Genomic DNA, 24,631 nt, shown 5'->3' with positions numbered 1-24,631 from the left:
CGACGTGACGGACCATTCCCTTCCGCCCGGGCTGCATCGCGACACGCTCGCGGTGCGCACCGCGCTCGAGCGCAGCCAGTACGGCGAGAACTCCGAGGCCTTGTTCCTCACCAGCAGCTTCGTCCAGCCGGATGCCGAGACTTCGGCCCGACGCTTCGCCGGCACCGAAGAAGGCTTCACCTACACCCGCACCTCGAACCCCACGGTCGCCAGCTTCGAGCGGCGGCTCGCGGCGCTCGAAGGCACCGAGGCGGCCATCGGCGCATCGAGCGGCATGGGCGCGATCCTCATGATGTGCATGGGGCTGCTCAAGGCGGGCGACCACGTGGTGTGCTCGCGCTCGGTGTTCGGTTCGACGCTCAACCTGATCGGGCGTGAGTTCGGCAAGTTCGGTGTCGAGACCACCTTCGTGTCGCAGACCGACGTGGCCGAATGGAAGGCCGCGATCCGGCCGGCCACCAGGCTGCTGTTCGCCGAAACGCCGACCAATCCGCTGACCGACGTGTGCGACATCCGCGCGCTCGCCGATCTTGCGCATGACGCGGGCGCGCTGCTCGCGGTCGACAACTGCTTCTGCTCGCCGGCGCTGCAGCGCCCCAGCGAGCTCGGCGCGGACCTCGTCATCCATTCGGGCACCAAGTACCTCGAAGGGCAGGGCCGTGTGCTGGCCGGCGCGATCTGCGGATCGGCCAAGCTGATCAACGAAGTGTTCGGCCCGGTGGTTCGCACCGCGGGCATGGCGCTTTCGCCGTTCAACGCCTGGATCGTGCTCAAGGGGCTCGAAACGCTCGGCATCCGCATGCAGGCCCATTGCGCCGGCGCGCTGGCGCTTGCGCAATGGCTGGAAACGCAGCCGGGTGTCTCGCGCGTCTACTACCCCGGGTTGAAATCGCATCCGCAGCACGAGCTCGCGATGCGCCAGCAGTCCGGCATGGGCGGCGCGGTCGTGTCCTTCGACGTGCTGGGCGACAGCCCCGAAGTGGCGCGCGCCAACGCCTTCCAGGTCATTGACAGCACGCGCGTGCTGAGCATCACCGCCAACCTCGGCGACACCAAGACCACCATCACGCATCCGGCCACGACCTCGCACGGCCGCCTCTCCGAGGCGCAGCGGCAGGCGGCCGGCATCGGCCAGGGTCTGATCCGCGTCGCGGTCGGCCTGGACCACATCGACGACATCAAGGCCGACCTCCTCCGAGGTCTCGGCGGCCTCAGTACCCTCGCATGACGCAAAAGACCCGCACCCGTTTCGCCCCTTCGCCGACCGGCTTCATCCACCTCGGCAACATCCGCTCGGCGCTCTATCCGTGGGCCTTCGCGCGCTCGACCGGCGGCGACTTCATCCTGCGCATCGAGGACACCGACCTCGAGCGTTCGACGCAGGCGGCGGTCGATGTCATTCTCGAAGGCATGCAATGGCTCGGCCTCGACCATGACGAGGGGCCTTACTACCAGATGCAGCGCATGGACCGCTACAAGGCGGTGCTTGCCGAGATGCAGACGGCGGGGCTCGTGTACCCCTGCTACATGAGCGTCGCGGAACTCGACGCGCTGCGCGAGAAGCAGATGGCCGCCAAGGAAAAGCCGCGCTACGACGGGACGTGGCGTCCCGAGCCGGGCAAGGTCCTGCCGCCCATTCCCGAAGGCGTGCAGCCCGTGCTGCGCTTTCGCAATCCGCAGGGCGGGGTGGTCGCGTGGGACGACAAGGTCAAGGGTCGCATCGAGATCAGCAACGACGAACTCGACGATCTCGTCATTGCGCGCCCGGACGGAACGCCGACCTACAACTTCTGCGTCGTGGTCGACGACATCGACATGGCGATCACGCACGTCATCCGTGGCGACGACCACGTGAACAACACGCCGCGCCAGATCAACATCTTCCGCGCGCTCGGCAAGGAGCCGCCTGTGTACGCGCACCTGCCGACCGTGCTCAACGAGCAGGGCGAGAAGATGAGCAAGCGCAACGGCGCCAAGCCCGTCACGCAGTTCCGCGACGAGGGCTTCCTGCCCGATGCGATGGTGAACTATCTCGCGCGTCTCGGCTGGAGCCACGGTGACGACGAGATCTTCTCGCGCGCGCAGTTCATCGAGTGGTTCGATCTCGACCACCTCGGCCGCAGCGCCGCGCAGTTCGACGAGGCCAAGCTGCGCTGGGTCAATGCGCAGCACCTGAAGGCCATGGCCGACGACGCGTTGGCACCGCTCGTGGCGGACCAGTTGAACAAGCGCGGCATCACGGCCGATGAACGCCTGCCGGCGATCTGCGGCCTGTTCAAGGACCGCTGCGAAACAACGGTCGCGCTGGCCGGCTGGGCCGCTGCCTTCTATTCGGATGTAATTGCGAGCGAAGCCGATCGCGCGCAGCACATCACCGATGCGGTGCGTCCTGCCATCGCCACGCTCGCGGATAAACTCGCCGATGTCGCGTGGGACAAGGTCTCGATTGCTGCCGCAATCAAGGAAGTGCTCGGCGCGCATGGCCTGAAGATGCCTGCTCTGGCGATGCCGGTGCGGGTCCTCGTGATGGGCACGCCGCAGACGCCGTCGCTCGATGCAGTGCTCGCACTCTTTTCTCGCGAAAAAATTTTGGAGCGTTTGAAGAAAGCCTAAAAACCTGTATATAATTCGAGGCTCGACACCCACAAGGGAATCCTTCAAAAGAGGAGCCCTTCAAAAAGGGGGTATAGCTCAGCTGGGAGAGCGCTTGCATGGCATGCAAGAGGTCAGCGGTTCGATCCCGCTTACCTCCACCAATAGGGCGTCGAGAAGTTAGTCCAGGTTTTGACCCTATCGTCTAGAGGCCTAGGACATCACCCTTTCACGGTGAGTACCGGGGTTCGAATCCCCGTAGGGTCGCCAAGTTTTGTGGCACTTGGCTCGAGCATCGCAAGATGCGAGGGCGAAAGTCACACCGACGCGGAGTGGTAGTTCAGTCGGTTAGAATACCGGCCTGTCACGCCGGGGGTCGCGGGTTCGAGTCCCGTCCACTCCGCCAAGTTTGAAACCCTTGCAGCTCAACGAGTTGCAAGGGTTTTTGCTTTTGGGGGTTGCCTGGACTGGGCGATCGCCTTGGCGCCTACGGCGGTCCGTTGCCCGCTCTCGCTCTAAGTCGTCTTTCGCCAACTGCGCCCGATCACCACCTGGTTGTTGAGGGCGAAGCTGTTGTACGCGTCCAGTTCCTCTTCTGGGCAATTCGCCTGTCGCAGCGCGTCCGTTGTCTCCTGCGAATTCGCCGCGTGCCGTTCGTACAGCGCGCGCAGCGTTTCTGCTGGCAGCGCTTGCAGCAGGCTTTCCAGCAGGACGCTGCTGGCGATGAACTGTCCCCGCAGCTGCGAAAGCGAAAGCTCGTTCTTCATGGTCGACCCCCTTCGGAAGTGAGCGCCTTTGGGTGCTCACATTTTGCTTCGGAGGTTCCACTTCGGATCTGCCGCGTCGACTCGGCTTGAGCCCCAAGCGCACCCAATTGATCCAGCGCAACCCGCGCCGGAATCCCCTGCCTAAAGTGGCGCAAGCAGTGTTCCACTCGCTTCGGAGCATCCGTGATCAGCACCCCCGCAGCTCAAGAGTCGCCGGATTTCTCGCTGGTGCTTGGCGGACCGCTCTACCAGCTGTTTCGACGCGCACATCTGGCTGGCGAGGCGCTCGAACTCGCCCGGCGACGCATAGTCACCATTTCGCTCGTCGCCTGGTTGCCGCTTCTGGTGCTCTCGGCACTCCATGGACAGGTGCTGGGCGGCAGCTCTGCAATGCCGTTTCTGCTGGACATCGAAGTCCATGTGCGCTTCCTGGTCGCGCTGCCGTTGCTGATCGCCGCGGAGCTGATCGTTCACCAGCGCATGCGTTTCGTGCTGAAGCACTTCGAGGGACGGGCAATCGTCCCGGAACGCGCCAGAGCTCGGTTCGATGCCGCCATCGCTTCGCTTTTCCGGCTGCGCAACTCCGTGCTCGCCGAAGTCCTGCTCGTCGTGGCCGTCTACGGCGTGGGCATTCTTCTCATCTGGCGCTTCTACACGGTGCTCGACACGAGCTCGTGGTACACGGAGCCGGCCGTTGCCGGTTCGAAGCTTTCGCTCGCCGGGCTCTGGTACGAGTACGTGAGCATGCCCCTGTTCCAGTTCCTCCTGTTGCGCTGGTATTTCCGGATCGTGCTCTGGACGCGCTTCCTCTGGCAGGTGTCGCGCATCGAGTTGAGCCTGATACCCACGCACCCGGATCGTGTCGGCGGTCTTGGCTTTCTTGCCAATACGGCCTATGCATTCATGCCGCTGGCGCTGGCGCACGGCGCCGTGCTGTCAGGGATGATCGCCAACCGCATTTTCCACTTCGCGGCGTCGCTGCCGGAATTCAAGGTCGAGATCCTGATCATTGTCGTTCTCGTGCAGCTCCTGGTTTTTGCCCCGCTCTTCGTGTTCGCGGGTCGGCTTGCACAGGCCAAGCGGGCGGGTCTCTCCGAATACGGTGCGCTGGCCGAGCGCTACGTGCGCGAGTTCGATGGCAAGTGGCTGCGCGGCGGCGCCTCGCGCGATGAGCCGTTGGTGGGCAGCGCGGACATCCAGTCCCTTGCTGACCTTGGCAACAGCTTTGAAATCGTTCAGGGCATGCGCCTGGCGCCAGTGACGCGCGATGCCATCGTGCGGTTGGGGGCGGTGACGCTGATACCCATCGCACCGTTGCTGCTCACCATCATGCCGCTGGAGGAGTTGTTGAAGAGGCTGTTTGGAATGTTGTTCTAGGGCGCTGGCGCTAGCTGCGCCCAATGTCACGAACAGCCGTTGCCGCCGCCTGCGGCGTTTCGTGCAGGATTCCGCCCAGCACCGGCACGGGCCGCCCGTCCTGGGCGCGGAAGTTGGTAAGCAGGCCGACGATCCGCGCCTGCGTGAGAAGCGGCAGGGGTGCGAAGCCGGTGCCGGCCACTGCCTTGTCGCCGAGCAGGAAGGATCGATAGAAGAAGTTCAGCGTGCGGCCCGCACGTTCCACCGAAGCGGGCGAGCGGGGGACCAGAATGTAGGTCGCCGTGACGATAGGCCAGACGCCAGGGCCGTCCAGGTCCAGGAGCGGCGCGGCCTCGAGGCTGTTCTTGAACAGGCCGCCGGCGCGGCTGGCGGCAGCGAAGGCGTCGATGCTGGGTTGCATCCATTCGCCGCGTTTGTTGCGCAGGCTGACGGCCGTGAGATGTTCTCGCAGCACGTAGTCGGAAGAGACGTAGCCCACCGCACCGGGAGTCGCCTTGACCGTCTGGGCGAGCTTGCCGGAGCCTTCGACGGCAGTGACGCTGCCGGGCCATTTGGCGCGGCTGCCCTGCGCCTCGATGGCCGTGGCGGCCGTCGCCGCAGTCTGCTTCAGGTAGCGCACGAAGATCTCGGTCGTGCCCGAGCCATCGGAGCGGACCACGCGCGTCACCCGGGTGTCGGGCAACTGCAGCGAAGGGTTCAGCGCCGCAATGGCCTTGTCATTCCAGCGCTGGATTTCGCCGCTGAAGATGCCAGCCAGCAACTCGGGAGTGAGCCGCAGCGCGCCAGTGGCGAGACCGGGCAGATTCACGACCGGTACCACGCCGCCCACCAGCGTCGGAAACTGGAAAAGCTGGTGCTTGTCGAGTTCGGCGGCACTGAGCGGCACGTCCGTGGCGCCGAAATCCACCGCACGATCCACGATCTGCTTGACGCCCACCGACGAGCCGGTGGGCTGATAGGCGAGGGTGACGCCGGTGTCGGCGCTGTACTGCTTGGCCCATTGGGCATAGACCTCGGCAGGAAAGGTCGCCCCGGTGCCGGTCACGGAGACCGCCTGGGCCCATGTCGCCAAGGGCAGGCAAGCGAGTAGAAGGATCGACAAGAGGGGGCGGCGCTTCATGGATCGGCTCAAACGGTGACTGAATGTTACCGAATTATTACAAATCGCGCCGCGGCGTGCCAGTCCGCCTCCTCAATTTGAGGGATGCGCAATGCTGAATGTCACCGGCAGACTCGCTCCCTCATAACGAGGAGGTTGCCGATGGGTTTGGTTCACGTCGTCTGGGGAGGCGCAAGCGTTGTCGCGATCACGGTGGGTTGGCTCGTGATCGCCTGGCGTGGCGGCACGCACCTGAACGAACGCCTCACCGAGCAGCTCTCGCGCTCTGCGGCCCTCGAAAGGGAATGCACCACCCTTCGCTGACCGGGCACCCGCGACCCGCGGTCCCTCAACTTTCTTCTTTCCCTGTCGATAAGCGGTAGCGGCGCGCGAACGCTTTCGGTTTCACGTGCCGTGCATCGTGGAGCCAGGAATAAGTGATACGCAGCAAATCGCGAACTGAATCGGTCCTTGGAGCAGCCGCCGCATGGATGCTTGCCATGTCGCTGTCCGCCTGTGGTGGCGGCGGCGGAGGTGGCGGAGGTGGCGCAGGCGCTTACATCCCCGCGCAGACGACGGCGGCCGCATCGACCCCCGGCGTGAAGACGGAGGGCAGCAACGCCGTCAAGGCCTCCTGCGTCGGTTGCGCGGCGGTCAACGACAGCACCTACGCGGGGTCCGGCACCGGCGTCTGGCAGGCGGCGAACGGTTCGTCCGTTCCGGTGGATATGCCGCTTTCCATCTCGGGCCTGAACGGCCAGACCGTGACGCTGGTCTTCACCAACGAAAGCACCGCGGCCGAAGCGCTTCCGGGACTGGTGGTGCGATCGAGTTCCGAGATCGCCGCGACCGCCAACAAGGCGGTGGTAGAACAGCCCATCGACGAAGACGACGCGGCCAAGGACGCGATCCGCGAATTCAACCGTTCCGGCTTCGCCAAGCTGCTCGATCCGCTCTCGAAGGCGTCGCCCAGCCTCTTGAAGTCGATGGCGCCGTCAGCGGCCTACGCGGTCGCCGACCAGCGCAACATCTTCCTCTACGACCGCACGCAGCGCACGGTGCAACTCGCAGCGCAGCGCGCGACCGCCGACGGCACCACCGTGAACCTGTGGGTCGAAACCGGCGAGCTCGACCCGACTCGCGTCTCGAGCGCACTCGCCGCGCGGATGCTCGACAAGTTCGCCGCGCCGGGCGGCATCTACGACATGCTGGTGCGTGTCGGCGGCCCGCTGTGGGGCGAGCACGGCATGAGCCAGTTGATCGCCGGCAGCGGCCAGCCGCTGGACATCTTCATCGTGAACTTCAAGCCCGACCACCAGCCCTATGGCCTCGTGGGCTACTTCTGGGGGCTGAACAACTTCAAGGCGGGCAGCGGCGATCTGGCCTTGAGCAATGAATCGCTGAGCCTGTACCTCGATTCCGAATCGCTCTACCTCGACGGCGAAAACGGCATCAAGCAGATCGCCACCGTCATGGCGCACGAAGGCATGCACATGCAGAACTTCTATCGCCGCGGCGTGAAGATGGGACCGGACTACAGCTTCGACACCTGGCTTGAGGAGATGTCCGCGCTGATGATGGAGGACTGGGCCAGCTTCAACATCGACCCGAGCCACAACGCGATCCGCGATTCGCGCTATCCGTACTACCTGAGCTACAACGGCGCCGGCAGCTACAACTGCGGCCTTACGGAATGGACGCCGATGGGCGCCAGCTGCGAGAGCTACGCCGTGACCGGCTCGTTCGGCGGCTTCCTCAACCGCCAGCTCGGCCTCGATTTCTACAAGGCGCTGCTCGCGAGCGCCGGCGTGAAGGACTCGACCGCGATCCTCGACCAGGCGATCAAGTCGCGGCGACCCGATTCGGGAATCGGCCAGGAACTGCGTCGCTTCGCTGCCGCATCCGCCGGGTTGATTCCGCTCGGGGCCGGCATCGCCGACTACAGCATGCCGGCCCGCAGCGAGGACGTGTTCAGCCTGCCGGCCATCGACCCCGCGAGCTTCGGCGCCGGCAAGCGCAAGCTGCCACAGTCCGCGCCGTCGCTGCTGGAGGCGCTCGCGAGCTTCCCGGTGATCCGGCCGAACGTCGCGGGCACCTACAACGAGACGGTGCGCGTTCCGCCGGGCAGCACGCTGTCGGTGATCATCAACTGATTGGTCTTTGCGTCGTCTCAGGCCCGAGCATCGGCGCGGATCATCTCCGCTGCCTTCTCGCCGATCATGATCGTGGGCGCGTTGGTGTTGCCGCCGCACAGCGTCGGCATGATCGAGGCATCGACCACGCGCAGCGCATCGAGGCCGTGCACGCGAAGCCGTTCGTCCACCACGGCCATGCCGTCGGCCTGCGGACCCATCTTGCAGGTGCCCACCGGGTGGTACTGCGTATCGGCGCGGTTGCGGATGTCCTGCGCGATCGCCGCCTTGTCGTTGCGGTCCACGGGGTACAGCATCGTTCCGCGCCAGGGGTCGAAGGGGCTCGACTGCAGGATGTCCATCTGCAGTTCTACGCCCTTCACCGGCAGTTCGAGGTCGCGCTCGTCGCCCAGGAACTTCGGGTCGATGAAAGGCGCGGCGCGCGGGTCGGGGCTTGCGAGGCGCACATGGCCGCGGCTCTTCGGGCGCAGCACCTCGATGTGGCACGAATAGCCATGGCCCAGATGCAGCTTGCGGTTGTGGTCGTCCACCATCGCGACGACGAAGACCATCTGCAGGTCCGGCACCGCGACATCGGGCGACGAGCGCACGAAGGCGCCGGACTCCGCGAAGTTGGAGGTGACGAGACCCGTGCGCTGCTTCTTCCACTCGAGCATCGCGCCGGCCATCTTCACGCCGCCGCGCATCGAGACGCCGAAGGTCGGCGAGCTGCTGGCGGCGTGCCAGGCCTGCACGTGGTCGATGTGGTCCTGCAGGTTTTCGCCCACGCCGGGCAGATCGTGCAGCACCTCGATGCCGAGCTCGTGCAAGTGCGCGCCGGGCCCGATGCCCGACAGCATCAGCAGTTGCGGCGAACCGAAGGCGCCCGAGCTCACGACGACCTCGCGCCGTGCGCGCACGGTCGCCTCCCGCCCGTCCACGCTGCAGACCACACCGATCGCGCGCCGGCGGTCGAACACGATGCGCGAGGACAGCGCACCAGTCTTCACCCGGAGGTTCGGCCGCGCGAGGTTCGGCGTGATGTAGCCCTTGGCCGCGTTGAAGCGCTCGCCGTTCTTCTGCGTGACCTGGTACATGAAGGCACCGAACTGCTCGGCGCCGTTGTAGTCCTTCACCGTCGGGATGCCGTTCATCGCGGCAGCGGCGAGGAAGGCCTGGTTCAGCGCGCTCGGGCTGCGCAGCTCCGCCACGTTGAGCGGCCCGCCGGTGCCGTGGAAGGGGCAGTCGCGGTGCGTCTCGTTGTTCTCCGCGCGCTTGAAATAGGGCAGCACCTCGTCGTAGGACCAGCCCGCGTTGCCGAGCGAGGCCCAGTGGTCGTAGTCCCAGCGGTGGCCGCGCACGTAGAGCATCGCGTTGGTCGAGCTCGATCCGCCGAGCACCTTGCCGCGCGGCTGGTAGCCCTGCCGGCCATTGAGGCCCTTCTGCGGCACCGTCTTGAAGGCCCAGTTCTTGAACGGCACCGGCAGCGTGGCCGCGACGCCCGCGGGCGCGTGGATGAAGACGCTGTTGTCCGGGCCCCCCGCTTCCAACAGGCAGACCGAGACGCCCGGGTCTTCGCTGAGCCGCGATGCGACGACGCAGCCCGCCGAGCCGCCACCGACGACGACATAGTCGAATTCTTCGATGCTCATGAGCTCTCTTTGTTGCCTTGTTCGGAATGGGTGAACGCCGGGTCGGCGCTGCGCAGGTAGAACTTCAGCACCAGCCGCTGCACGAAGCGGCCGTACGGCGGATAGAACAGGTCGATCGGGAAGAAGCGCTGGCGCTGGAACACCGTCCGCGCATGCGACAGCTCGCGAAAGCCCTCGACGCCGTGGTAGGTGCCCATGCCCGAATTGCCGATGCCGCCGAAGGGGGCGTCGTGGTTCACCACCTGCCAGCCCCAGTCGTTGACCGCGACGCCGCCCGAATGGGTGCGCCGCAGCAGTTCGTCGCACTCGGCATCGTCGTGGCTGAAGCAGTAGAGCGCGAGCGGCCGGGGCTTCGCGTTGATGAAGGCGACGGCGTCGTCGCTCGTGTCGTAGGGGACCACCGGGAGGATGGGGCCGAACAGCTCCTCGTTCATCACCCGCATGTCCGGCGTGAGCTGCGTCACGATGTGCAGCGGCATCTGGCGGCCTGCGCCGGCCGGTGCGGGCGCGCAAGGCTCGATGCGGGCGCCCTTGGCGCGCGCGTCGTCGAGCAGGGCCTGCATGCGTTGCCATTGCCGCTCGTTCACTACGCCGGTGTAGTCCGCATTGCCGTCCGTGCGGCCATCGTAGAAGCGCTGGAAGGTGTGGCGCACGCCCGCGATGAAATCCTCCACGCGCTCGCGCGGCACCAGCGCGTAGTCGGGCGACACGCAGATCTGCCCGCAGTTGGTCGACTTGCCGTGCGTGATGCGCGTGGCCGCATCGGCGACGGGATAGTTGCGCGTGACCAGCGCGGGCGATTTGCCGCCGAGTTCCAGCGTGACCGGCGTCAGGTTCTTCGCTGCGGTGCGCATGACGATGCGGCCCACCGCCGGCGAGCCGGTGAACACGATGTGGTTAAAGGGCTGGGAGGTGAAGACGTCCGGGTCGGCCAGCTCCTCGCCCACGACCGCGACGAGGTTCTCGTCGAAGACCTCGCCGAGCAGCCGTTTGAACACCGCGTTGGTTGCGGGCGTCGCTTCCGGCATCTTGATCATCACGCGGTTGCCCGCGGCCAGCGCCGCGGTTAGCGGCCCGCCAGCGAGGTAGATCGGGAAGTTCCAAGGCACGATCACGCCCACCACGCCCTTGGGCTGGTAGCGCACCTCGACCCGGTTGCCGAGGAAGAGGAGTTCGGTGGAGCGCCGGCTCGGCCTCATCCAGCGCCTCAGGTGCGAGACCGCGTGGTCGATGTCGAGCACCGAGCCCAGCAGGTCGAGCATCTTCGATTCGGCTTCGGCGCGGTAGCCGAAGTCCCGGCTCATCGCCTCGGCAAGCAGGTCCTGGTAGCGCTGGATCTGTCGCTTTAGCGCCTTGAGCCAGGTGAGCCGCTCGTCGGCGGCGGGGCAAGGCTGCTGCGCGAAGGCCGCTTGCTGCGCCGCAAAAATTCGCTGCACGCGCTCGTGCGCGGCCAGCTCGGCCGCGGCGTGCCGCGGGTCCGTGGTGTCGTTCAAGTCATGTCTCCTTCGCTCGCGGCACGATGGGCGTTGTCGTGCGCCGCCTGCGAATGTAGGCCGAGGCAGGGTCTGCGCCTAGGTTCAAGTTCGACACATTCGGGTGAAAATCTGCCAAACCTTCCGCCCCCCGAGCACCGTGTCCAGAACAGCCACCGACGCAAGGCCCCGTGCGACGCGTGTCGTCGGCCACTACGTCCACGACATGGACGCGCCGGCGCACAGCATGCTGGGGCTCACGGCCCTTGTCGAAGCACTGGCGGAACGCGGCGTCGACGTCGCCGAGCTGTTCGCGGGCACCGGCATCTCGCCGCAGGCGATATCCGATCCGCAGGCGCGGATCTCGCACCGGCAGAAGATCGCGCTCTTCGGCAATGTGCTGCGGCTCACGCCGGAGCCGGCCATCGGGCTGATCGCCGGGCACAGGCAGCGCCTGTCCGACTTCGGCGTGTTTGGCTACGCGGTGATAAGCAGCGCCACGCTGGTCGACGCGATCGCCTTCGGCATCCGTCATGTGCGGCTGGCCGGGCCGGTGCTCGAGAAGAGCTTCCGCGTCGAAGGCGACACCGCGATCTTCGAGGCCCGCGACGTCATGGCGCTCGGCGCGCTGCTGCCGCTCGCGACCGAGTTCTGGTTCAGCTCGATCCAGGTGCTGACCGAGCGCGTGCTCGAGGGCGAATTCCGGGGCCAGCGGCTGCTGCTTCCGTATCCGGCGCCTTCGTACGCCGAGCGTTACGAGGAATTCCTGCGCTGCCCCGTGGCGTTCGATGCCGATGTGATGCAGTGGCAGTTCGATGCGTCTATCCTGGGCATGCCGCTCCCCAATGCCAATCCGATCACCGCGGATGCGTGTGCAAGCTTTTGCAACCGCATGCTGGAAGATCTCGCGGACGAGCCCGCCCTGGTCAAGACGATCAAGGAGGCCTGCCTGAACAGCATGAGCGACCTGCCGCGCGCCGAGCAGATGGCCAAGCAGCTGCACCTCTCGCCGCGCACGCTGCACCGCCGGCTGGTCGAGGCCGGCACCAGCTACCAGGCCATCATCGACGGCCTGCGCGAGCGGCTCGCGATTGAGTTCCTCGAACGCACGGACCTGTCGGTCGGCGAGATCGCCGAGCGCAGCGGCTTCTCGGACGTCTCCAACTTCCGCAAGGCGTTCAAGAAGTGGACCGGCCAGACGCCGGCCTATTACCGCGAACGCGCGCGCTGAGTCCTCAGCGTTTCGTCACGACGATCTCGAGGTACTCGCTCGGCACCAGCAGCGAGCCAGGCCTGGCGCGGTTCATGTCCTCCAGCAGCGTCATCAGGTCGCTCTCGAGCGCCTGTGCGCCGTCGGCCGGCAGCGCGGCGAAAGCCTTGTGGACCGGGCCGTACCAGGTGCGGAACACCTCGATGAAGTGCGCCGCCGAGCGGTACCTGAAGTTGAAGATGCGCCGTGTCACCGAAATCGATTCGGCCTGATCGCCGAAGAGCGATTGCAGGTGCGATTCCATGCCCCATTTCGACGGCGGCTGCACGCCCGCCGGCGGCGGCACGTGGCGGCCCAAGGTCTTGAACATCTGGCCGATGAAGCCCTCGGGCGTCCAGTTGGCCATGCCGATGCGGCCGCCGGGCTTGCACACGCGCGCCATCTCGGCGGCGGACCTGGCGTGGTCGGGCGCGAACATCACGCCGAAGGTCGAGATCACCGCGTCGAAGCTTGCATCGTCGAAGGGCAGGGCTTCGACGTCGGCGGTCTTGAATTCCACCTTCAGCCGCTCGGCGCGGGCACGCTCGGCGCCACGGTCGAGCAGCGCCGCAACGTAGTCGGTCGAAGTCACGCTGCAGCCCCGCCGCGCGGCGGCCAGCGTCGCATTGCCGTTGCCGGCCGCGACGTCGAGCACGCGCTCGTCCCAGTCCAGGTCGCAGGCCTCGGCCAGCATCTCGCCGACGATCTGCAGCGTGGTGCCGATCACGGCGTAGTCACCGCTGGCCCAGGCGGCCTGCTGGCGTGTTTTCAAGGCATTGAAGTCGATCGGTGCATTCATGGCAAAGGCTCCTTGTGGACTGCGAATGGGGATGTGCGGGAACGGCCACGCCGTATACGCACTGTGGGGCTTCGCCCCCGTTTGCGTCCTACCTGCGCGTCGCCCGTGTCTGCCCGATCGTCCGGCTTTGATCGCGCCGCCGGTCAGCGTGCGGCGGACTTGTTCCTCGGAACCCTCAGCGACTCGCAGGTGCTGCCCGGCTGCACCGAGACGAAGCGCTCGACCGCCATGTGCTCGCGCGCCGGACCTTCCATTGGCTCGCGGATCTCGATGCGGCCGTCGAAGTTCGCGAGCAGCGGCGCCTTCGGCGCGCCCTGCCAGTGCAGGTAGGCCTTCTCCAGCGCGAGATAGTCGCCGGCCATCGCCACGGGCCACTGCTGGCCGGTCGCGCAATCGGTGAAGATCGCGGAGTCGGCGAAGTAGACGAAGTCGCCGCGCCAGCGGACAGGCTGTTGCTGCTGCAGCAGTTGCGGCTGCGCATGCAGGCCGGTCGCGAGCACGGCGAGAAGGAGGCTGGCGGCGCGCATCGGCTGTCGATTCATCAAAAACTCCGAGAAACCCCGGTCTTCAGGCCGGGGAGGTAGAGGACGGCGCCAAGGGCGCCGCTTAGGGAGTTGAACTGGCGCGCTGGCTGTCGACGTATTGCTTGAGGGTCTCCAGCGGCGCACCGCCGGCGCTGACCACAAGGTAGGACGGCGACCAGAGCACGCCCTTGCAGTAGCGCTTGCCCATGTCGGGGCGTTCCGTACGCAGCAAACGGCTGGAGGTGCCCTTGAGCGCATTGACCAGCACCGAGACGGAATGCTTGGGCGGGTACTCGATCAGAAGGTGGACATGGTCCGCTTCCCCGTCGCATGCGATGAGTTGCGCGCCCATCATCGCGCAAACCTTCGCGAAGTGCACTTGCAGCCAGGCAAGTGCCTTGTCGTCGAAGACCTCGCGGCGATACTTCGTCACGCAGACCAAATGAATGACGAGCCGCGAAACGGAGTGTCTTTCCCTGCGCAAATCCTGAGTTGACACCTGAGTAGACCAACCTCTTAAAATTGGCCGCATGTTGATCGTTTACCGCTATCGGGTCAAGTCGTTGACAGGCCTGCTTTCCAAGCAGGCCCGGGCGGTCAACTTCGTCTTCAACTACTGCAACGACCGGCAAAAAGATGCCCTGCGCTTTGGCCGGCGCTGGCTCACCGGGTTCGATCTGAACAAGCTCACCACCGGCAGCAGCAAGGAGCTCGGTGTGCACTGCGGCACGGTCAACGCGGTGTGCGAGCAGTACGCCAAGTCGCGCAGCCAGAAGAAGCGTGCGTTCCTGCGCTACCGCAGCCACAAGAAATCGCTGGGCTGGGTGCCCATGAAGGGTCGCGACGTCAAGGAAACGCCCTGTGGCTTGCACTTCCACGGCCGCGAGTTCAAGGTCTTCAAGAGCCGGCCGCTGCCTGCTGGCGCGAAGATCAAGGACGGCACGAATTTCGCGCAAGATGCCCGCGGCAACTGGTTCCTGAACGTGTGCATCGAGGTGCCCGAGGGGCAGGTGCGAGCGATCCGCAACGGTGTTGGCATCGACTTGGGCCTGAAGGACTTCGCCACCCTGTCCAACGGCGAGAAGATCGGCAACCCGAGGCACTTGCGCCGGCTCGAGGAGACGCTGGCTAGCGCCCAGCGCGCGGGTAAAAAGCGTCTGGCTACCAATGTGCACGCGAAGATCGTCAATAGCCGACGCGACTTCTTGCACAAGCTCTCGACGCGCATGGTGCGGGAGTTCGACTACATCGCGGTCGGCGACGTATCGTCCGCAAGACTTGCCAGGACCACGATGGCAAAGAGCGTCCTGGACGCATCGTGGTCGTCCTTGCGGCAGATGCTCGCGTACAAGGCGATTGCGCACGGCGCGAGCTACGAAGAAGTGAACGAGGCGTGGAGTACCCAGACCTGCAACGCATGCGGCGTGGTCGCCGGCCCGAAAGGGCGTGCGGGACTGAATGAGCGCAACTGGACTTGTGGCTGCGGCGCGGAGCAAGATCGCGACGTGAACGCCGCCAGGAATATCCTGTTGCGCGGTTCCGGACATGGAACCCCTGCAGAGGGAATCCCCATCCTTTAGGGCGGTGGAGTATGTCAATTCCGGCTTCCCCGTGTGATGCACATGGGCCGACAGCTTAAAGCGTGTGCAGGGCGGCGCAGATCGCGTACAAACCTTGTTTCACTCGATTCGCGAAGGCATTTCCATGTCCAGCTCCCCCTTCGATCCCGACGACGCAGCCGATACCGGCGGCATGCGCAAGGGATTGACCAGCTACGGCGATCAGGGCTTCTCGCTCTTCCTGCGCAAGGCGTTCATCAAGGGCGCGGGCTTCACCGATGCCGCGCTCGACCGCCCGGTCATCGGCATCGCCAACACCGGCAGCGCCTACAACCCGTGTCATGGCAACGCGCCGCAGCTCATCGATGCGGCCCGGCGCGGCGTGATGCTCGCGGGCGGGCTGCCGATGGAGTTCCCGACTATCTCGATCCATGAGAGCTTCGCGGCGCCGACCAGCATGTACCTGCGCAACCTGATGTCGATGGACACCGAGGAGATGATCCGCGCCCAGCCCATGGATGCGGTGGTGCTGATCGGCGGGTGCGACAAGACGGTGCCCGCGCAACTCATGGGCGCGGCATCGGCGGGCTTGCCGGCGATCCAGCTCATCACCGGCTCGATGCTCACCGGCAGCCATCGCGGCGAGCGTGTCGGCGCCTGCACCGATTGCCGCCGCTACTGGGCGCGCTTCCGCGCCGAGGAGATCGACGCCGCCGAGACCGCCGAAGTCAACAACGAACTGGTGGCAAGCGTCGGCACCTGCTCGGTCATGGGCACTGCGAGCACCATGGCCTGCCTCGTCGAGGCGATGGGCATGACGGTGCCGGGCGGGGCATCGCCGCCGGCGGTCACGGCCGACCGCATCCGCATCGCCGAAGAGACCGGCGCGCAGGCGGTGCAGATCGCTCGCGACCGGCTCACCATCGACAAAGTGCTCACGCAAGCCGCCTTCGAGAACGCGATGCGCGTGCTGCTGGCGATCGGCGGTTCGACCAATGGCATCGTGCACCTGGCGGCGATCGCGGGCCGCATGGGGCTCGACATCGACCTCGCCACGCTCGACCGCATGGGCCGCGAGACACCGGTGCTGCTGGACCTCAAGCCCTCGGGCCAGCACTACATGGAAGACTTCCACGCGGCGGGCGGCATGGCGACGCTGCTGCGCGAACTCAAGCCGCTGCTGCGGCTCGATGCGCTCACGGTCACCGGTCGCACATTGGGCGAGGAGATCGAGCGCGCCGGCCCGGGCTTTGCGCAGGACGTGGTGCGCAGCATCGCGAAGCCGATCTATCCGCAGGGCGGCATCGCGGTGCTGCGCGGCAATCTCGCGCCGGGCGGCGCCATCATCAAGCAGTCGGCCGCGGATGCGGCACTCATGGAGCACGAGGGCCGTGCGGTGGTGTTCGAGAACCTCGAAGACCTCGCGCGCCGCATCGATCGCGACGATCTCGATGTGACGGCGGACGACATCCTGGTGCTCAAGAACATCGGGCCCAAAGGCGCTCCGGGCATGCCCGAGGCGGGCTACATGCCGATCCCGCGCAAGCTCGCGCGCGCGGGCGTGAAGGACATCGTGCGCATTTCCGACGGCCGCATGAGCGGCACCGCCTTCGGCACCATCGTGCTGCACGTCACGCCCGAATCGGCGGTCGGCGGCCCGCTGGCCCATGTGCGCAGCGGCGACCGCATCCGCCTCAGCGTTGCGAACCGCGAGCTCTCGCTGCTCGTGACCGACGAAGAATTGGCACGCCGCGCGCGCGAATCGCCGATCACTCCGCCCACTGCCGAACGCGGCTACCACAAGCTCTTCCTCCAGTCGGTCACGCAGGCCGACCAGGGAGCCGATTTCGACTTCCTTCGTGCACCCAAAAAGGCAGGACCATGACCCAGTACTGGCTGATGAAATCCGAACCCGACGACGTCTCCATCGACGACGCGATCGCCGCGCCCGACTCCACGGTGGGGTGGACCGGCGTGCGCGGCTTCCAGGCGCGCAAGTACATGAAGGAGCTCATGAAGGTCGGCGACGGCGTGCTGTTCTATCACTCGAGCTGCCCGCAGCCGGGCATCGTCGGCATCGCGCGCGTGGCCTCGGAGTCGAAGCCCGATCCGACGCAGTTCGATCCGAAGTCGCCGTACTACGACCCGGACTCCAAGCCCGACAAGCCCCGCTGGGTGCTGGTCGACGTGCAGGCGCTGCGCAAGACGCGCCTGCTGCCCTTGCCCGAGATGCGCGCCAATCCGGCGCTGGCCGACATGATTGTGCTGCGCAAGGGCAACCGGCTGTCGATCACGCCGGTCGACGAGAAGCACTGGCGCTTGATCACCGAGGAACTGCTGGCCTGATCCGGCTGCACAGGGGGGTCATTGGGTAACCTCCGCGCAGCAGCGCTTCGGTATTCGCCTTCGGAGCGGCCGGGCGGCTCATGCGCTCTGGATCACCGCCATGATGTTGCCCTCGCTGTCCTTGAACCACGCGGCCATCGCGCCGCCGCCGGTCACGATGCCGTCGGCATCCTTGCCGGGGACGTCGTAGTCCTCGAACACCACGCCTCGGCCCTTCAGTTCGGCCACTTCCTTGCGGATGTCGGCCACCTGCCAGAAGGCCTGGCTGGCCTGGGAGGTGCCCGCGTTCGGCGTCGGATAGAGAAAGGCGCCGGTGCCGCCGCCGAAGTCGTAGTGCACGCCGCCCGCGATCTCGGCCCTCGGCTTGAAGCCGAGCTTGCCTTCGTAGAACTGCCGGGCCCGTGCAAGATCCTTGGCCGGGATGTAGGCGTAGAGCGGGGATTGCTGCAGCATGGCGGGTCCTTCGGAATGTTGGAACGAAGGCCATTCTTGCGCCGCGCGGCGGCTCGCGCGCGCACCTTTCCCGATGCACGCGACGTCAGTGGGGCGCTTGCCGAATCCGGCCTGTCGGCGGCGCCGGGCGCACAATGAGCGCATACGGAGGAGTGGGATCGCATGCCGTTCATTCTTCATCTGCTCATCAGTTACGGCTATCTGGCCGTCTTCATCGGCTGCCTGCTGGAGGGCGAGACCATCCTCATCCTCGCGGGATTCGCCGCCCACCACGGCCACCTCTCGGTGCCGCTGACCCTCCTGGTCGCCGTGACCGGCGCGACGCTGGGCGACCAGCTTTTCTACTGGCTCGGCCGCTACAAGGGGCCGGCACTGCTCGCGCGCCTGCCCGTGCTGGCGCGGCGCGCGGAGCGCGTCGCCGCCTCGCTGAAGCGCTATGACGGCCTGGTGGTCATGGGAGTGCGCTTCGTCTACGGGCTGCGCATCGCGGGCCCGATCGCCATCGGCGCCATGCACATGCCGCCGCGCCGCTTCGCCTTCTTCAACCTGCTCGGCGCGATGCTCTGGGCGCCGCTGGTGGGCGCCGTCGGCTACCTGTTCGGTTCGGCGCTCGATGCGCTGATCGGCGACGTGGAGCGGATCGAACTGATCGGCACCGTGCTGATCATCGGGATCGCCGTCCTGATTGCCCTGGTCCGCCGCTGGAAGCGGTGGCGGGCGGCAGTGCACTAGCACCTGGCCGGCGCCAAGAGGACCATGAACACCCCGGCGGATCTCGGTGGCCTCGACGCGGCGGACCCGGCCGACCGCACGAGCGCCTACACCACGCTGGTGGTCGCAGGGCGCGCGTCGACGCCGGTCTTCCTGCGCGGCCTCGCGAGCGCCGATGCCGACGTGCGCGAGAAATCCGCGCAGGGGCTCGCCGAGACCGGCGATCCCGCCGCGGCCGATGCGTTGGCCGATGCGCTCTCGGACCCCGAGCCGCTGGTGCGCGGCCGCGCCGCGCAGGCGCTGGCGGCGATCGGCGACTGGCGTTCGCTCGACGCGCTGGTGCGCACCATCGACGACTACCCCGACGTGCTGCACGCGCCGCACACCATCGCGACCTATGTGCTGATCGCGCGTGGCCGCGACGTACTGCCTTCGGTGGCGCCGCTGCTCGACGCGCCGCAACCGATCACCCGGCAGCGCGCGTACTTGGTGCTGCAGACGCTGGTTTCGGCGATGCCCGAAGCGGGTGGCGACTGGGGAACGCTGTGGCAATCGCTCGGCGCCTACGACCCGGACGGCCGCGACGATGCCGCGCGTGCGGTGGCCGCCGCGAAGTGGGGGCAATGGATTTCGGTGCACTGCCCGTAGGCGTCGTCCGCCTCGCCAGGAAAAATCTGATTCTTCATGTCCCGCGCCGCGTTCGCGTTCTACCGCGTACCGCCCACTAAGATCGCCCGGCCGCGAAGCCACGGATGACACGCGGCGCCTTGGCCAACGGTTCCATCCGCGTCTACAGCGGGCTCATGGAGCTGATGAACGACGCCGAGCTTCACTCCGCCAGTTCGTCGAGGATGGGACAGTCCGGCCGATGGTCCCCATGGCAGCAATGCGCCAGCCGCTCCAGCGTCCGCTTCATCGCCTCCATCTCCTCGATGCGCCGATGCAGGTCCTCTGCATGCGCGAGCGCGATGCGCTTCACGTCGGCGCTCGCACGCTGCTTGTTCTGCCAGAGCTTCAACAGCTCCGCGATCTCGGCCATGCTGAAGCCGAGATCGCGCGCACGGCGGATGAAGCGCAGCGTGTGCACATTGCTCTCGGTGTATTGCCGATAACCGGCCTCGGTGCGCGCCACGCCGGGCACGAGGCCCAGCGACTCATAGTGCCGCACCATCTTCGCCGACACGCCCGAGCGCGCGGCCGCTTCGCCGATGTTGAAGGGGCCGCCGCTCATCGCGCGATTCCTTTCCAGCGCCGCAGCAGCAGCGCGTTGCTCACCACGCTCACGCTGCTGAAGGCCATCGCCGCGCCGGCGATGACCGGGCTCAACAACCCGAGGGCGGCCAGGGGGATGCCGACGACGTTGTAGGCAAAGGCCCAGAACAGGTTCTGCCGGATCTTGGCGTAGGTGCGGCGCGAGATGTCGATCGCGTCGCTGACCAGCGCCGGGTCGCCGCGCATGAGCGTGATGCCGGCCGCATGCATCGCGACGTCGGTGCCGGTGGACATCGCGATGCCGACGTCGGCCGCCGCCAGTGCCGGCGCATCGTTGATGCCGTCGCCGACCATGGCGACGCGCTCGCCGTCGCGCTTGAGCTCCCCGACGATCGCGGCCTTGTCTTCGGGCAGCACTTCGGCGCGCACGGTGTCGATCTTCAATGCGCGGGCCACGGCCTCGGCGCTGCCGCGGTTGTCGCCGGACACGAGCGCGGTGCGGATGCCTTGCGCATGAAGCTGGTGGATGGCCGCCGCGGCGCTGGGCTTGGGCGTGTCCCCGAAGGCGAGCAGGCCGATCAGGAGGGGCCGATCTGTCACGTCCGCCAGCCACGAGACGGTGCGGCCTTCCGACTGCAGCTGCGAGGCGCGCGCATCGAGCTTGCCGAGCGGCACCGCGAGTTCGCGCATGAAGCGCGTGCTGCCGAGGCGCAGCTCGCGCCCGTCGACGAGCGCCGACATGCCACGCCCCGCCACGGCGCGCACGGCGCTCGCGGAAGGCGTTTCGATGCCGTCGTGCGTCGCGGCGGCGAGCACGGCGCGCGCGAGCGGATGCTCGCTGCCCGACTGGATCGCCGCACTGGCGCGCAGGAGGGCGGCCTGGTCCCCATCGTCCGCTTCGCAGGCCACGAGCACCGGCCGGCCCTCGGTCAGCGTGCCGGTCTTGTCGAAGGCGACGACCTGGATACCGTGCGCGACTTCGAGCGCCTCGGCGTCCTTGATGAGCACGCCGTGCCGCGCGGCGACGCCGGTGCCGGCCATGATCGCGGTCGGCGTGGCAAGGCCCAGCGCGCAAGGGCAGGCGATGACCAGCACCGCGACCGCGTTGAGGATCGCGGCCTCCCAGTTGCCGGTGCCGATGCCCCAGCCCAGGAAGGTGAGCGCCGCGAGGCCGATCACCACCGGCACGAAGACGCTGCTGACCTGGTCGACCAGCCGCTGGATCGGCGCCTTCTTCGCCTGCGCCGATTCGACCAGCCGCACGATGCGCGCCAGCGTGGATTCAGCGCCCACCGCCGTGGTCCGCACGACCAGCAGGCCCTGGCCGTTGACCGAGCCGCCGGTCACCGAATTGCCCACGCCCTTGGAGACCGGCAGGCTCTCACCGGTGATCAGCGACTCGTCGACTTCGCTCGCCCCATCGACGACCAGCGCATCGACCGGCACGCGCTCGCCGGGGCGGATGACGACGAGGTCGTCAATGCTGACCCTTTCGACGGGCACTTCCTGCTCGGTGCCGTTGCGCCGCACGCGCGCGCGCTCGGGGCGCAACGCGTTCAGCGCGCGGATGGCCTCGGTGGTCTGCCGCTTGGCCCGCGTTTCGAGCCACTTGCCGAGCAGCACCAGCGTGATGACCACGGCCGAGGCCTCGAAATACAGGTGCGGCATGCCATGGCCGCGATGCGCGAAGAGCAGGTAGACGCTGAGCCCGTACGCCGCCGAGGTGCCGAGCGCCACCAGCAGGTCCATGTTGCCGGCGCGCGCTTTCAGCGCCTTCCACCCCGAGCGGTAGAAGCGCGCGCCCAGCCAGAACTGGACCGGTGTCGCGAGCGCGAACTGCAGCCAGCCATCGAGCATCCATTCCTCGCCGAAGACGAGGGCGAACATCGGCAGCACCAGCGGGGCCGAGAGCAGGGCGGCGGCGATTACCGGCCAGGCGTCGTTGCGGCCGCGCCGGCGTGCCGCCGCAGCCGAGGACGGTGCGGTATCCGGTGCGGCCGGCGCTTCTTCCACGCCGACGCTGTAGCCGGCCTTCTCGACGGCGGCGCGCAGCGCATCGCGCGCCACCGAGCCGTCGGTGCGGACGGTGGCCGCCTCGGTGGCGAGATTGACGCTGGCCTCGGTGACGCCGGCAACGCTCGCCAGTGAACGTTCGACGCGGGCGACGCACGACGCGCAGCTCATGCCTTCGATGGGGAGCGACCACTCCTTGGTGCCGGGGGTCGATGGGGGAGAAAGCGCCAGGCTGGAATTCATGGGGTCGAAGTTTCAACCTTTCCATCATGGGAGGGTCAAGGACCGTCTCAATGACCTGGAAAGCCGACCTTTCGTACTACTTCGATCGGCCTTTTGTATTCTTGTGTTACATAAAGTATGCTTTTCCGATTCCTGAAGGAGCAATGCATGGGCGCCAGCCATATCGACAAGATGTCGTCCACGAGTTCGGACTGCCGGATGTGGGTGGACGATCCGGCCGGTTTCTCGACCGGCAAGGTGGGCCGGCTTCATCACGACTACCACCGCCATCCTCTGTTCCAGCTTCCCGAGCTCGAAGCGCTGGCGAAGGAGCTGGCGCCGCTGAAGCAGTGCCGCTTCGTTCGCCCGGGCATCACGCAGGCCTCGGACTTTGCCCATGACAGCGTTCCGCCGGACGGGCGCAGCATCGAGGACGTGTTCCGCCGCATCGAGGAGCCGGGCTCGTGGATCGCGCTGTACGACATCGAGGTGATCCCACGCTACAAGGAACTTCTCGACCACATCCTCGGGAACGTGCGCGAGGTCATCGAGCGCGAGCAGCGCGGCATGTTCCAGGTGACCGGCTTCATCTTCATTTCGGCGCCGCCCTCGGTGACGCCTTTCCACATCGATCGCGAGAACAACTTCTGGCTGATGCTGCACGGCCGCAAGGTGCTCAACGTGTGGGACCACAGCGACCGCACGGTGGTGCCGCTCGATGCGGTGGAGGACTTCATCGTCGCGCATTCGCTGCGCAGGGTGCGGCTCAAGGACGAGTACCGTGCGCGCAGCCACGAGTTCGACGTGCGCGCGGGGGACGGCGTCTATTTCCCGAGCACCTCGCCGCACATGACCCGGTCCGATCCCGAATGGGCCTCACCGGGCGACCGGGTCGCGATCTCGATCGGCGTCAATTTCTACACGCCGGTCACCCGCCATGCTGCACAGGTGCACCAGATCAACCGGGTGCTGCGCAAGTGCGGCCTGTCGCCCTCGGGGCCCGGTGAATCGGCGGCGCTGGATGCGATCAGGGCGCCGATCGGCAAGCTGACCGGCATCGCGCGCTCGTCGCTGGCGCGCGTCCTGCGGCCGATCCTGCACAAGGGGCGGGGCGGCTACAAGCCGCCGACCGGCTCCTTCTAAAGCGGAAACCGGCGGGCGCCTCACCGACGCCTCACTGGCGCAGCAGGTCGCGTGCCGTCACGGGCGGCGCGTCATTGCCCCATGAGCCGCGGATGTAGGTGAGCACGGCGGCCACGTCGCTGTCGTCGAGCACGATCCGAAACGGCGGCATGCCGTACGGACGCGGATTGCCGACGGTGGTCGGCAGGAAGCCGCCGTGGCGCACGATCTGGATCAGGTTGACCGGCGAATTCATCAGTACCGCGCGATTGCCGGCCAGCGGCGGATAGGCGCCGACCGCGCCCTGGCCCTGGTCGCCATGGCAATAGGCGCAGCGCTGGTCGAAGATGTGCTGGCCGCGCTCCATCACGCGCGCGTCGCGCTTGGGCGAGGTCGTCGGCGCCACCGCGGCCGAGGTACTCGGCAGCTCCTTGAGGTAGCTGGCCATCGCGAGCAGGTCGGCTTCTGTCAGATGCTGCGTGCTGCCGTAGACGACGTCGGCCATCGGGCCCATGACCGAGCCGCGCTCCGAGCGCCCGTTCTTGAGCAGCTCGACGACGTCATGCGGCGCCCATTCGGCCACGCCGGCCTCGCGCTTCGAGGTCAGCGATGGCGCATACCAGTTCTGCACCGCGATGAGCCCGCCCGAGAGGCCGAGCTTTTCCTGCGTGGCGCCGAGCACATTGCGCGTGCCGTGGCAGGCGATGCAATGGCCGAGGCCCTCGACCAGGTAGGCGCCCCGATTCCATTGCGCCGACTTGTTGGGGTTGGACTCGAAGGTGCCCGGCATGAACGAGAGCGCCCGCCACACGGCGAGGGCCGCCTGCATTTCGTACGGAAAGCGCAGCTCATGGGCCCGGTTCGGCGTCGGCGACGCGGGGACCGTGCCCAGGTACGCGAAGATCGCGTCCGAATCCTCGCGCGTCACGCGGGTGAAGTTGGGGTAAGGGAAAGCGGGGTAGAGCAGCCGCCCGTCCTTCGACCGCCCGTTGTGCAGTGCACGCCAGAAGTGGTCGGAGTTCCAGCTGCCGATGCCCGCCGCGGGGTCGGGCGTGAGGTTGCTCGAGAAGACGGTGCCGAAGGGCGTCTCGATGCCGACACCGCCGGCATACGGCGCGCTGCCGAGCGCCGAGTGGCAGCCGGCGCAATTCCCGGCCAGCGCAAGGTAGCGGCCGCGTTCGACGAGCTCGGGCGTGGGGTTGAACGAAGTCGGGGGATCGGGCAGCTTGGTCTCGCCGCGCAGGTTGAGCCCGACAATGGCGAACGCGGCGAGGATGCCCAGCGTCGCCAGGAAGAGCAGTCCATAGAGAAGGCGTCGCATGGCGGCTCG

General features: G+C 67.0%; 23 protein-coding genes and 3 tRNA genes. 15 read left to right on the top strand and 11 right to left on the bottom strand.

Annotated elements, in window-relative coordinates; translation table 11 throughout:
• Positions 1-4 precede the first annotated feature (4 nt).
• The 5 genes from VAR608DRAFT_RS32365 to VAR608DRAFT_RS32345 all read left to right on the top strand — a co-directional run bounded on the left by VAR608DRAFT_RS32365 (position 5) and on the right by VAR608DRAFT_RS32345 (position 2,998).
• A complete protein-coding gene (locus tag VAR608DRAFT_RS32365; protein WP_088957792.1) occupies positions 5-1,228 on the top strand; it encodes an O-succinylhomoserine sulfhydrylase in 1,224 nt (407 codons plus the stop codon).
• On the top strand, positions 1,225-2,613 hold the full coding sequence (gene gltX, locus VAR608DRAFT_RS32360; protein WP_088957791.1) for a glutamate--tRNA ligase: 1,389 nt from the start codon (positions 1,225-1,227) through the stop codon (positions 2,611-2,613). Before VAR608DRAFT_RS32365 ends, gltX begins: the two co-directional genes overlap by 4 nt.
• Before the next feature lie 67 nt (positions 2,614-2,680).
• Positions 2,681-2,756 (top strand) — tRNA-Ala (locus tag VAR608DRAFT_RS32355).
• Between the two features lie 30 nt (positions 2,757-2,786).
• Positions 2,787-2,862, top strand: a tRNA-Glu gene (locus VAR608DRAFT_RS32350).
• A 59-nt stretch (positions 2,863-2,921) separates the two neighbouring features.
• Positions 2,922-2,998 (top strand) — tRNA-Asp (locus tag VAR608DRAFT_RS32345).
• Positions 2,999-3,107: 109 nt separating this feature from the next.
• On the opposite strand, the gene VAR608DRAFT_RS32340 is transcribed toward VAR608DRAFT_RS32345, so the two are convergent.
• Entirely contained in the window at positions 3,108-3,359 is a 252-nt protein-coding gene (locus VAR608DRAFT_RS32340) for a hypothetical protein (protein WP_088957790.1), read from the bottom strand.
• Between the two features lie 183 nt (positions 3,360-3,542).
• Here VAR608DRAFT_RS32340 and VAR608DRAFT_RS32335 point away from each other — a divergent pair, with 183 nt between their 5' ends.
• Positions 3,543-4,736 carry a hypothetical protein gene (locus VAR608DRAFT_RS32335; protein WP_088957789.1) on the top strand — a complete coding sequence of 398 codons (1,194 nt, stop codon included), beginning with the start codon at positions 3,543-3,545 and terminating at the stop codon, positions 4,734-4,736.
• Positions 4,737-4,746: 10 nt separating this feature from the next.
• On the opposite strand, the gene pstS is transcribed toward VAR608DRAFT_RS32335, so the two are convergent.
• Complete coding sequence (gene pstS, locus VAR608DRAFT_RS32330; RefSeq protein WP_088957788.1) at positions 4,747-5,856, bottom strand: phosphate ABC transporter substrate-binding protein PstS; 1,110 nt, start codon at positions 5,854-5,856, stop codon at positions 4,747-4,749.
• Positions 5,857-5,997: 141 nt separating this feature from the next.
• On the opposite strand from pstS, the gene VAR608DRAFT_RS37330 reads away from it, so the two are divergent.
• Both VAR608DRAFT_RS37330 and VAR608DRAFT_RS32325 read left to right on the top strand, forming a co-directional pair.
• Entirely contained in the window at positions 5,998-6,159 is a 162-nt protein-coding gene (locus VAR608DRAFT_RS37330) for a hypothetical protein (RefSeq protein WP_157731174.1), read from the top strand.
• 176 nt (positions 6,160-6,335) lie between these two features.
• On the top strand, positions 6,336-7,988 hold the full coding sequence (locus tag VAR608DRAFT_RS32325; RefSeq protein WP_231973039.1) for a M30 family zinc metallopeptidase: 1,653 nt from the start codon (positions 6,336-6,338) through the stop codon (positions 7,986-7,988).
• 17 nt (positions 7,989-8,005) lie between these two features.
• On the opposite strand, the gene VAR608DRAFT_RS32320 is transcribed toward VAR608DRAFT_RS32325, so the two are convergent.
• Positions 8,006-9,619: a GMC family oxidoreductase gene (locus VAR608DRAFT_RS32320; RefSeq protein WP_088957786.1), complete on the bottom strand. Its 1,614-nt coding sequence runs from the start codon at positions 9,617-9,619 to the stop codon at positions 8,006-8,008.
• Positions 9,616-11,112 (bottom strand): coniferyl aldehyde dehydrogenase, encoded by a 1,497-nt coding sequence (locus VAR608DRAFT_RS32315; RefSeq protein ID WP_088957785.1) that lies wholly within the window; start codon positions 11,110-11,112, stop codon positions 9,616-9,618. Before VAR608DRAFT_RS32315 ends, VAR608DRAFT_RS32320 begins: the two co-directional genes overlap by 4 nt.
• Positions 11,113-11,251: 139 nt before the next feature.
• Here VAR608DRAFT_RS32315 and VAR608DRAFT_RS32310 point away from each other — a divergent pair, with 139 nt between their 5' ends.
• Positions 11,252-12,322, top strand: a complete 1,071-nt coding sequence (locus tag VAR608DRAFT_RS32310) for an AraC family transcriptional regulator (protein WP_157731173.1) — start codon at positions 11,252-11,254, stop codon at positions 12,320-12,322.
• A gap of 4 nt (positions 12,323-12,326) precedes the next feature.
• Here the strand turns inward: VAR608DRAFT_RS32310 and VAR608DRAFT_RS32305 are convergent, their stop codons facing one another.
• The 3 genes from VAR608DRAFT_RS32305 to tnpA form a co-directional block, all read right to left on the bottom strand.
• On the bottom strand, positions 12,327-13,139 hold the full coding sequence (locus tag VAR608DRAFT_RS32305; RefSeq protein WP_088957783.1) for a class I SAM-dependent methyltransferase: 813 nt from the start codon (positions 13,137-13,139) through the stop codon (positions 12,327-12,329).
• 143 nt (positions 13,140-13,282) lie between these two features.
• The gene (locus VAR608DRAFT_RS32300) at positions 13,283-13,681 is read right to left on the bottom strand and encodes a hypothetical protein (protein ID WP_088957782.1); all 399 of its coding nucleotides are present in this window, start codon (positions 13,679-13,681) and stop codon (positions 13,283-13,285) included.
• A 64-nt stretch (positions 13,682-13,745) separates the two neighbouring features.
• Positions 13,746-14,195, bottom strand: coding sequence for an IS200/IS605 family transposase (gene tnpA / locus VAR608DRAFT_RS32295; protein ID WP_088957781.1), 450 nt, complete (start codon positions 14,193-14,195; stop codon positions 13,746-13,748).
• Here tnpA and VAR608DRAFT_RS32290 point away from each other — a divergent pair.
• The 3 genes from VAR608DRAFT_RS32290 (at position 14,194) to VAR608DRAFT_RS32280 (ending at position 17,568) form a co-directional block, all read left to right on the top strand.
• Positions 14,194-15,243 carry an RNA-guided endonuclease InsQ/TnpB family protein gene (locus VAR608DRAFT_RS32290; RefSeq protein WP_088957780.1) on the top strand — a complete coding sequence of 350 codons (1,050 nt, stop codon included), beginning with the start codon at positions 14,194-14,196 and terminating at the stop codon, positions 15,241-15,243. The two genes, tnpA and VAR608DRAFT_RS32290, sit on opposite strands and share 2 nt — an antisense overlap.
• Before the next feature lie 124 nt (positions 15,244-15,367).
• On the top strand, positions 15,368-17,107 hold the full coding sequence (locus tag VAR608DRAFT_RS32285) for an IlvD/Edd family dehydratase (protein WP_088957779.1): 1,740 nt from the start codon (positions 15,368-15,370) through the stop codon (positions 17,105-17,107).
• A complete protein-coding gene (locus VAR608DRAFT_RS32280) occupies positions 17,104-17,568 on the top strand; it encodes an EVE domain-containing protein (RefSeq protein WP_088957778.1) in 465 nt (154 codons plus the stop codon). Before VAR608DRAFT_RS32285 ends, VAR608DRAFT_RS32280 begins: the two co-directional genes overlap by 4 nt.
• 78 nt (positions 17,569-17,646) lie before the next feature.
• Here VAR608DRAFT_RS32280 and VAR608DRAFT_RS32275 read toward each other — a convergent pair whose 3' ends face one another.
• Positions 17,647-18,021 carry a VOC family protein gene (locus tag VAR608DRAFT_RS32275; RefSeq protein WP_088957777.1) on the bottom strand — a complete coding sequence of 125 codons (375 nt, stop codon included), beginning with the start codon at positions 18,019-18,021 and terminating at the stop codon, positions 17,647-17,649.
• 162 nt (positions 18,022-18,183) lie between these two features.
• On the opposite strand from VAR608DRAFT_RS32275, the gene VAR608DRAFT_RS32270 reads away from it, so the two are divergent.
• Both VAR608DRAFT_RS32270 and VAR608DRAFT_RS32265 read left to right on the top strand, forming a co-directional pair.
• Positions 18,184-18,753 (top strand): DedA family protein, encoded by a 570-nt coding sequence (locus VAR608DRAFT_RS32270; RefSeq protein ID WP_088957776.1) that lies wholly within the window; start codon positions 18,184-18,186, stop codon positions 18,751-18,753.
• A 24-nt stretch (positions 18,754-18,777) separates the two neighbouring features.
• Positions 18,778-19,380, top strand: a complete 603-nt coding sequence (locus VAR608DRAFT_RS32265; protein ID WP_088957775.1) for a HEAT repeat domain-containing protein — start codon at positions 18,778-18,780, stop codon at positions 19,378-19,380.
• Between the two features lie 181 nt (positions 19,381-19,561).
• Here the strand turns inward: VAR608DRAFT_RS32265 and cueR are convergent, their stop codons facing one another.
• Positions 19,562-19,963, bottom strand: coding sequence for a Cu(I)-responsive transcriptional regulator (gene cueR, locus VAR608DRAFT_RS32260; RefSeq protein WP_088957774.1), 402 nt, complete (start codon positions 19,961-19,963; stop codon positions 19,562-19,564).
• A complete protein-coding gene (locus VAR608DRAFT_RS32255) occupies positions 19,960-22,200 on the bottom strand; it encodes a heavy metal translocating P-type ATPase (protein ID WP_088957773.1) in 2,241 nt (746 codons plus the stop codon). The genes cueR and VAR608DRAFT_RS32255 overlap by 4 nt, the downstream gene beginning before the upstream one ends.
• A 147-nt stretch (positions 22,201-22,347) precedes the next feature.
• Here VAR608DRAFT_RS32255 and VAR608DRAFT_RS32250 point away from each other — a divergent pair, with 147 nt between their 5' ends.
• Positions 22,348-23,322 carry a cupin gene (locus VAR608DRAFT_RS32250; RefSeq protein WP_088957772.1) on the top strand — a complete coding sequence of 325 codons (975 nt, stop codon included), beginning with the start codon at positions 22,348-22,350 and terminating at the stop codon, positions 23,320-23,322.
• 31 nt (positions 23,323-23,353) lie between these two features.
• On the opposite strand, the gene VAR608DRAFT_RS32245 is transcribed toward VAR608DRAFT_RS32250, so the two are convergent.
• Positions 23,354-24,622, bottom strand: a complete 1,269-nt coding sequence (locus VAR608DRAFT_RS32245; protein WP_088957771.1) for a cytochrome c — start codon at positions 24,620-24,622, stop codon at positions 23,354-23,356.
• Positions 24,623-24,631 lie beyond the last annotated feature (9 nt).

Origin of the sequence: Variovorax sp. HW608, from assembly GCF_900090195.1 — a bacterium.
In the GTDB taxonomy this organism is placed as follows: Bacteria; Pseudomonadota; Gammaproteobacteria; order Burkholderiales; family Burkholderiaceae_C; genus Variovorax.
Note: the sequence above shows the minus strand (reverse complement) of the source record. Positions and strands in the feature narration are given on the sequence as shown.

Excerpts from the sequence above, each read along its gene's own strand:
- VAR608DRAFT_RS32265 (WP_088957775.1), top strand. The coding sequence starts at position 18,778 with ATGAACACCCCGGCGGATCTCGGTGGCCTCGACGCGGCGGACCCGGCC.
- VAR608DRAFT_RS32290 (WP_088957780.1), top strand. The coding sequence starts at position 14,194 with ATGTTGATCGTTTACCGCTATCGGGTCAAGTCGTTGACAGGCCTGCTT.
- VAR608DRAFT_RS32270 (WP_088957776.1), top strand. The coding sequence starts at position 18,184 with ATGCCGTTCATTCTTCATCTGCTCATCAGTTACGGCTATCTGGCCGTC.
- VAR608DRAFT_RS37330 (WP_157731174.1), top strand. The coding sequence starts at position 5,998 with ATGGGTTTGGTTCACGTCGTCTGGGGAGGCGCAAGCGTTGTCGCGATC.
- VAR608DRAFT_RS32255 (WP_088957773.1), bottom strand. The coding sequence starts at position 22,200 with ATGAATTCCAGCCTGGCGCTTTCTCCCCCATCGACCCCCGGCACCAAG.
- pstS (WP_088957788.1), bottom strand. The coding sequence starts at position 5,856 with ATGAAGCGCCGCCCCCTCTTGTCGATCCTTCTACTCGCTTGCCTGCCC.
- VAR608DRAFT_RS32320 (WP_088957786.1), bottom strand. The coding sequence starts at position 9,619 with ATGAGCATCGAAGAATTCGACTATGTCGTCGTCGGTGGCGGCTCGGCG.
- VAR608DRAFT_RS32300 (WP_088957782.1), bottom strand. The coding sequence starts at position 13,681 with ATGAATCGACAGCCGATGCGCGCCGCCAGCCTCCTTCTCGCCGTGCTC.
- cueR (WP_088957774.1), bottom strand. The coding sequence starts at position 19,963 with ATGAGCGGCGGCCCCTTCAACATCGGCGAAGCGGCCGCGCGCTCGGGC.
- VAR608DRAFT_RS32245 (WP_088957771.1), bottom strand. The coding sequence starts at position 24,622 with ATGCGACGCCTTCTCTATGGACTGCTCTTCCTGGCGACGCTGGGCATC.
- VAR608DRAFT_RS32305 (WP_088957783.1), bottom strand. The coding sequence starts at position 13,139 with ATGAATGCACCGATCGACTTCAATGCCTTGAAAACACGCCAGCAGGCC.
- VAR608DRAFT_RS32280 (WP_088957778.1), top strand. The coding sequence starts at position 17,104 with ATGACCCAGTACTGGCTGATGAAATCCGAACCCGACGACGTCTCCATC.
- VAR608DRAFT_RS32285 (WP_088957779.1), top strand. The coding sequence starts at position 15,368 with ATGTCCAGCTCCCCCTTCGATCCCGACGACGCAGCCGATACCGGCGGC.
- VAR608DRAFT_RS32250 (WP_088957772.1), top strand. The coding sequence starts at position 22,348 with ATGGGCGCCAGCCATATCGACAAGATGTCGTCCACGAGTTCGGACTGC.
- VAR608DRAFT_RS32275 (WP_088957777.1), bottom strand. The coding sequence starts at position 18,021 with ATGCTGCAGCAATCCCCGCTCTACGCCTACATCCCGGCCAAGGATCTT.
- tnpA (WP_088957781.1), bottom strand. The coding sequence starts at position 14,195 with ATGCGGCCAATTTTAAGAGGTTGGTCTACTCAGGTGTCAACTCAGGAT.
- VAR608DRAFT_RS32340 (WP_088957790.1), bottom strand. The coding sequence starts at position 3,359 with ATGAAGAACGAGCTTTCGCTTTCGCAGCTGCGGGGACAGTTCATCGCC.
- VAR608DRAFT_RS32325 (WP_231973039.1), top strand. The coding sequence starts at position 6,336 with ATGTCGCTGTCCGCCTGTGGTGGCGGCGGCGGAGGTGGCGGAGGTGGC.
- gltX (WP_088957791.1), top strand. The coding sequence starts at position 1,225 with ATGACGCAAAAGACCCGCACCCGTTTCGCCCCTTCGCCGACCGGCTTC.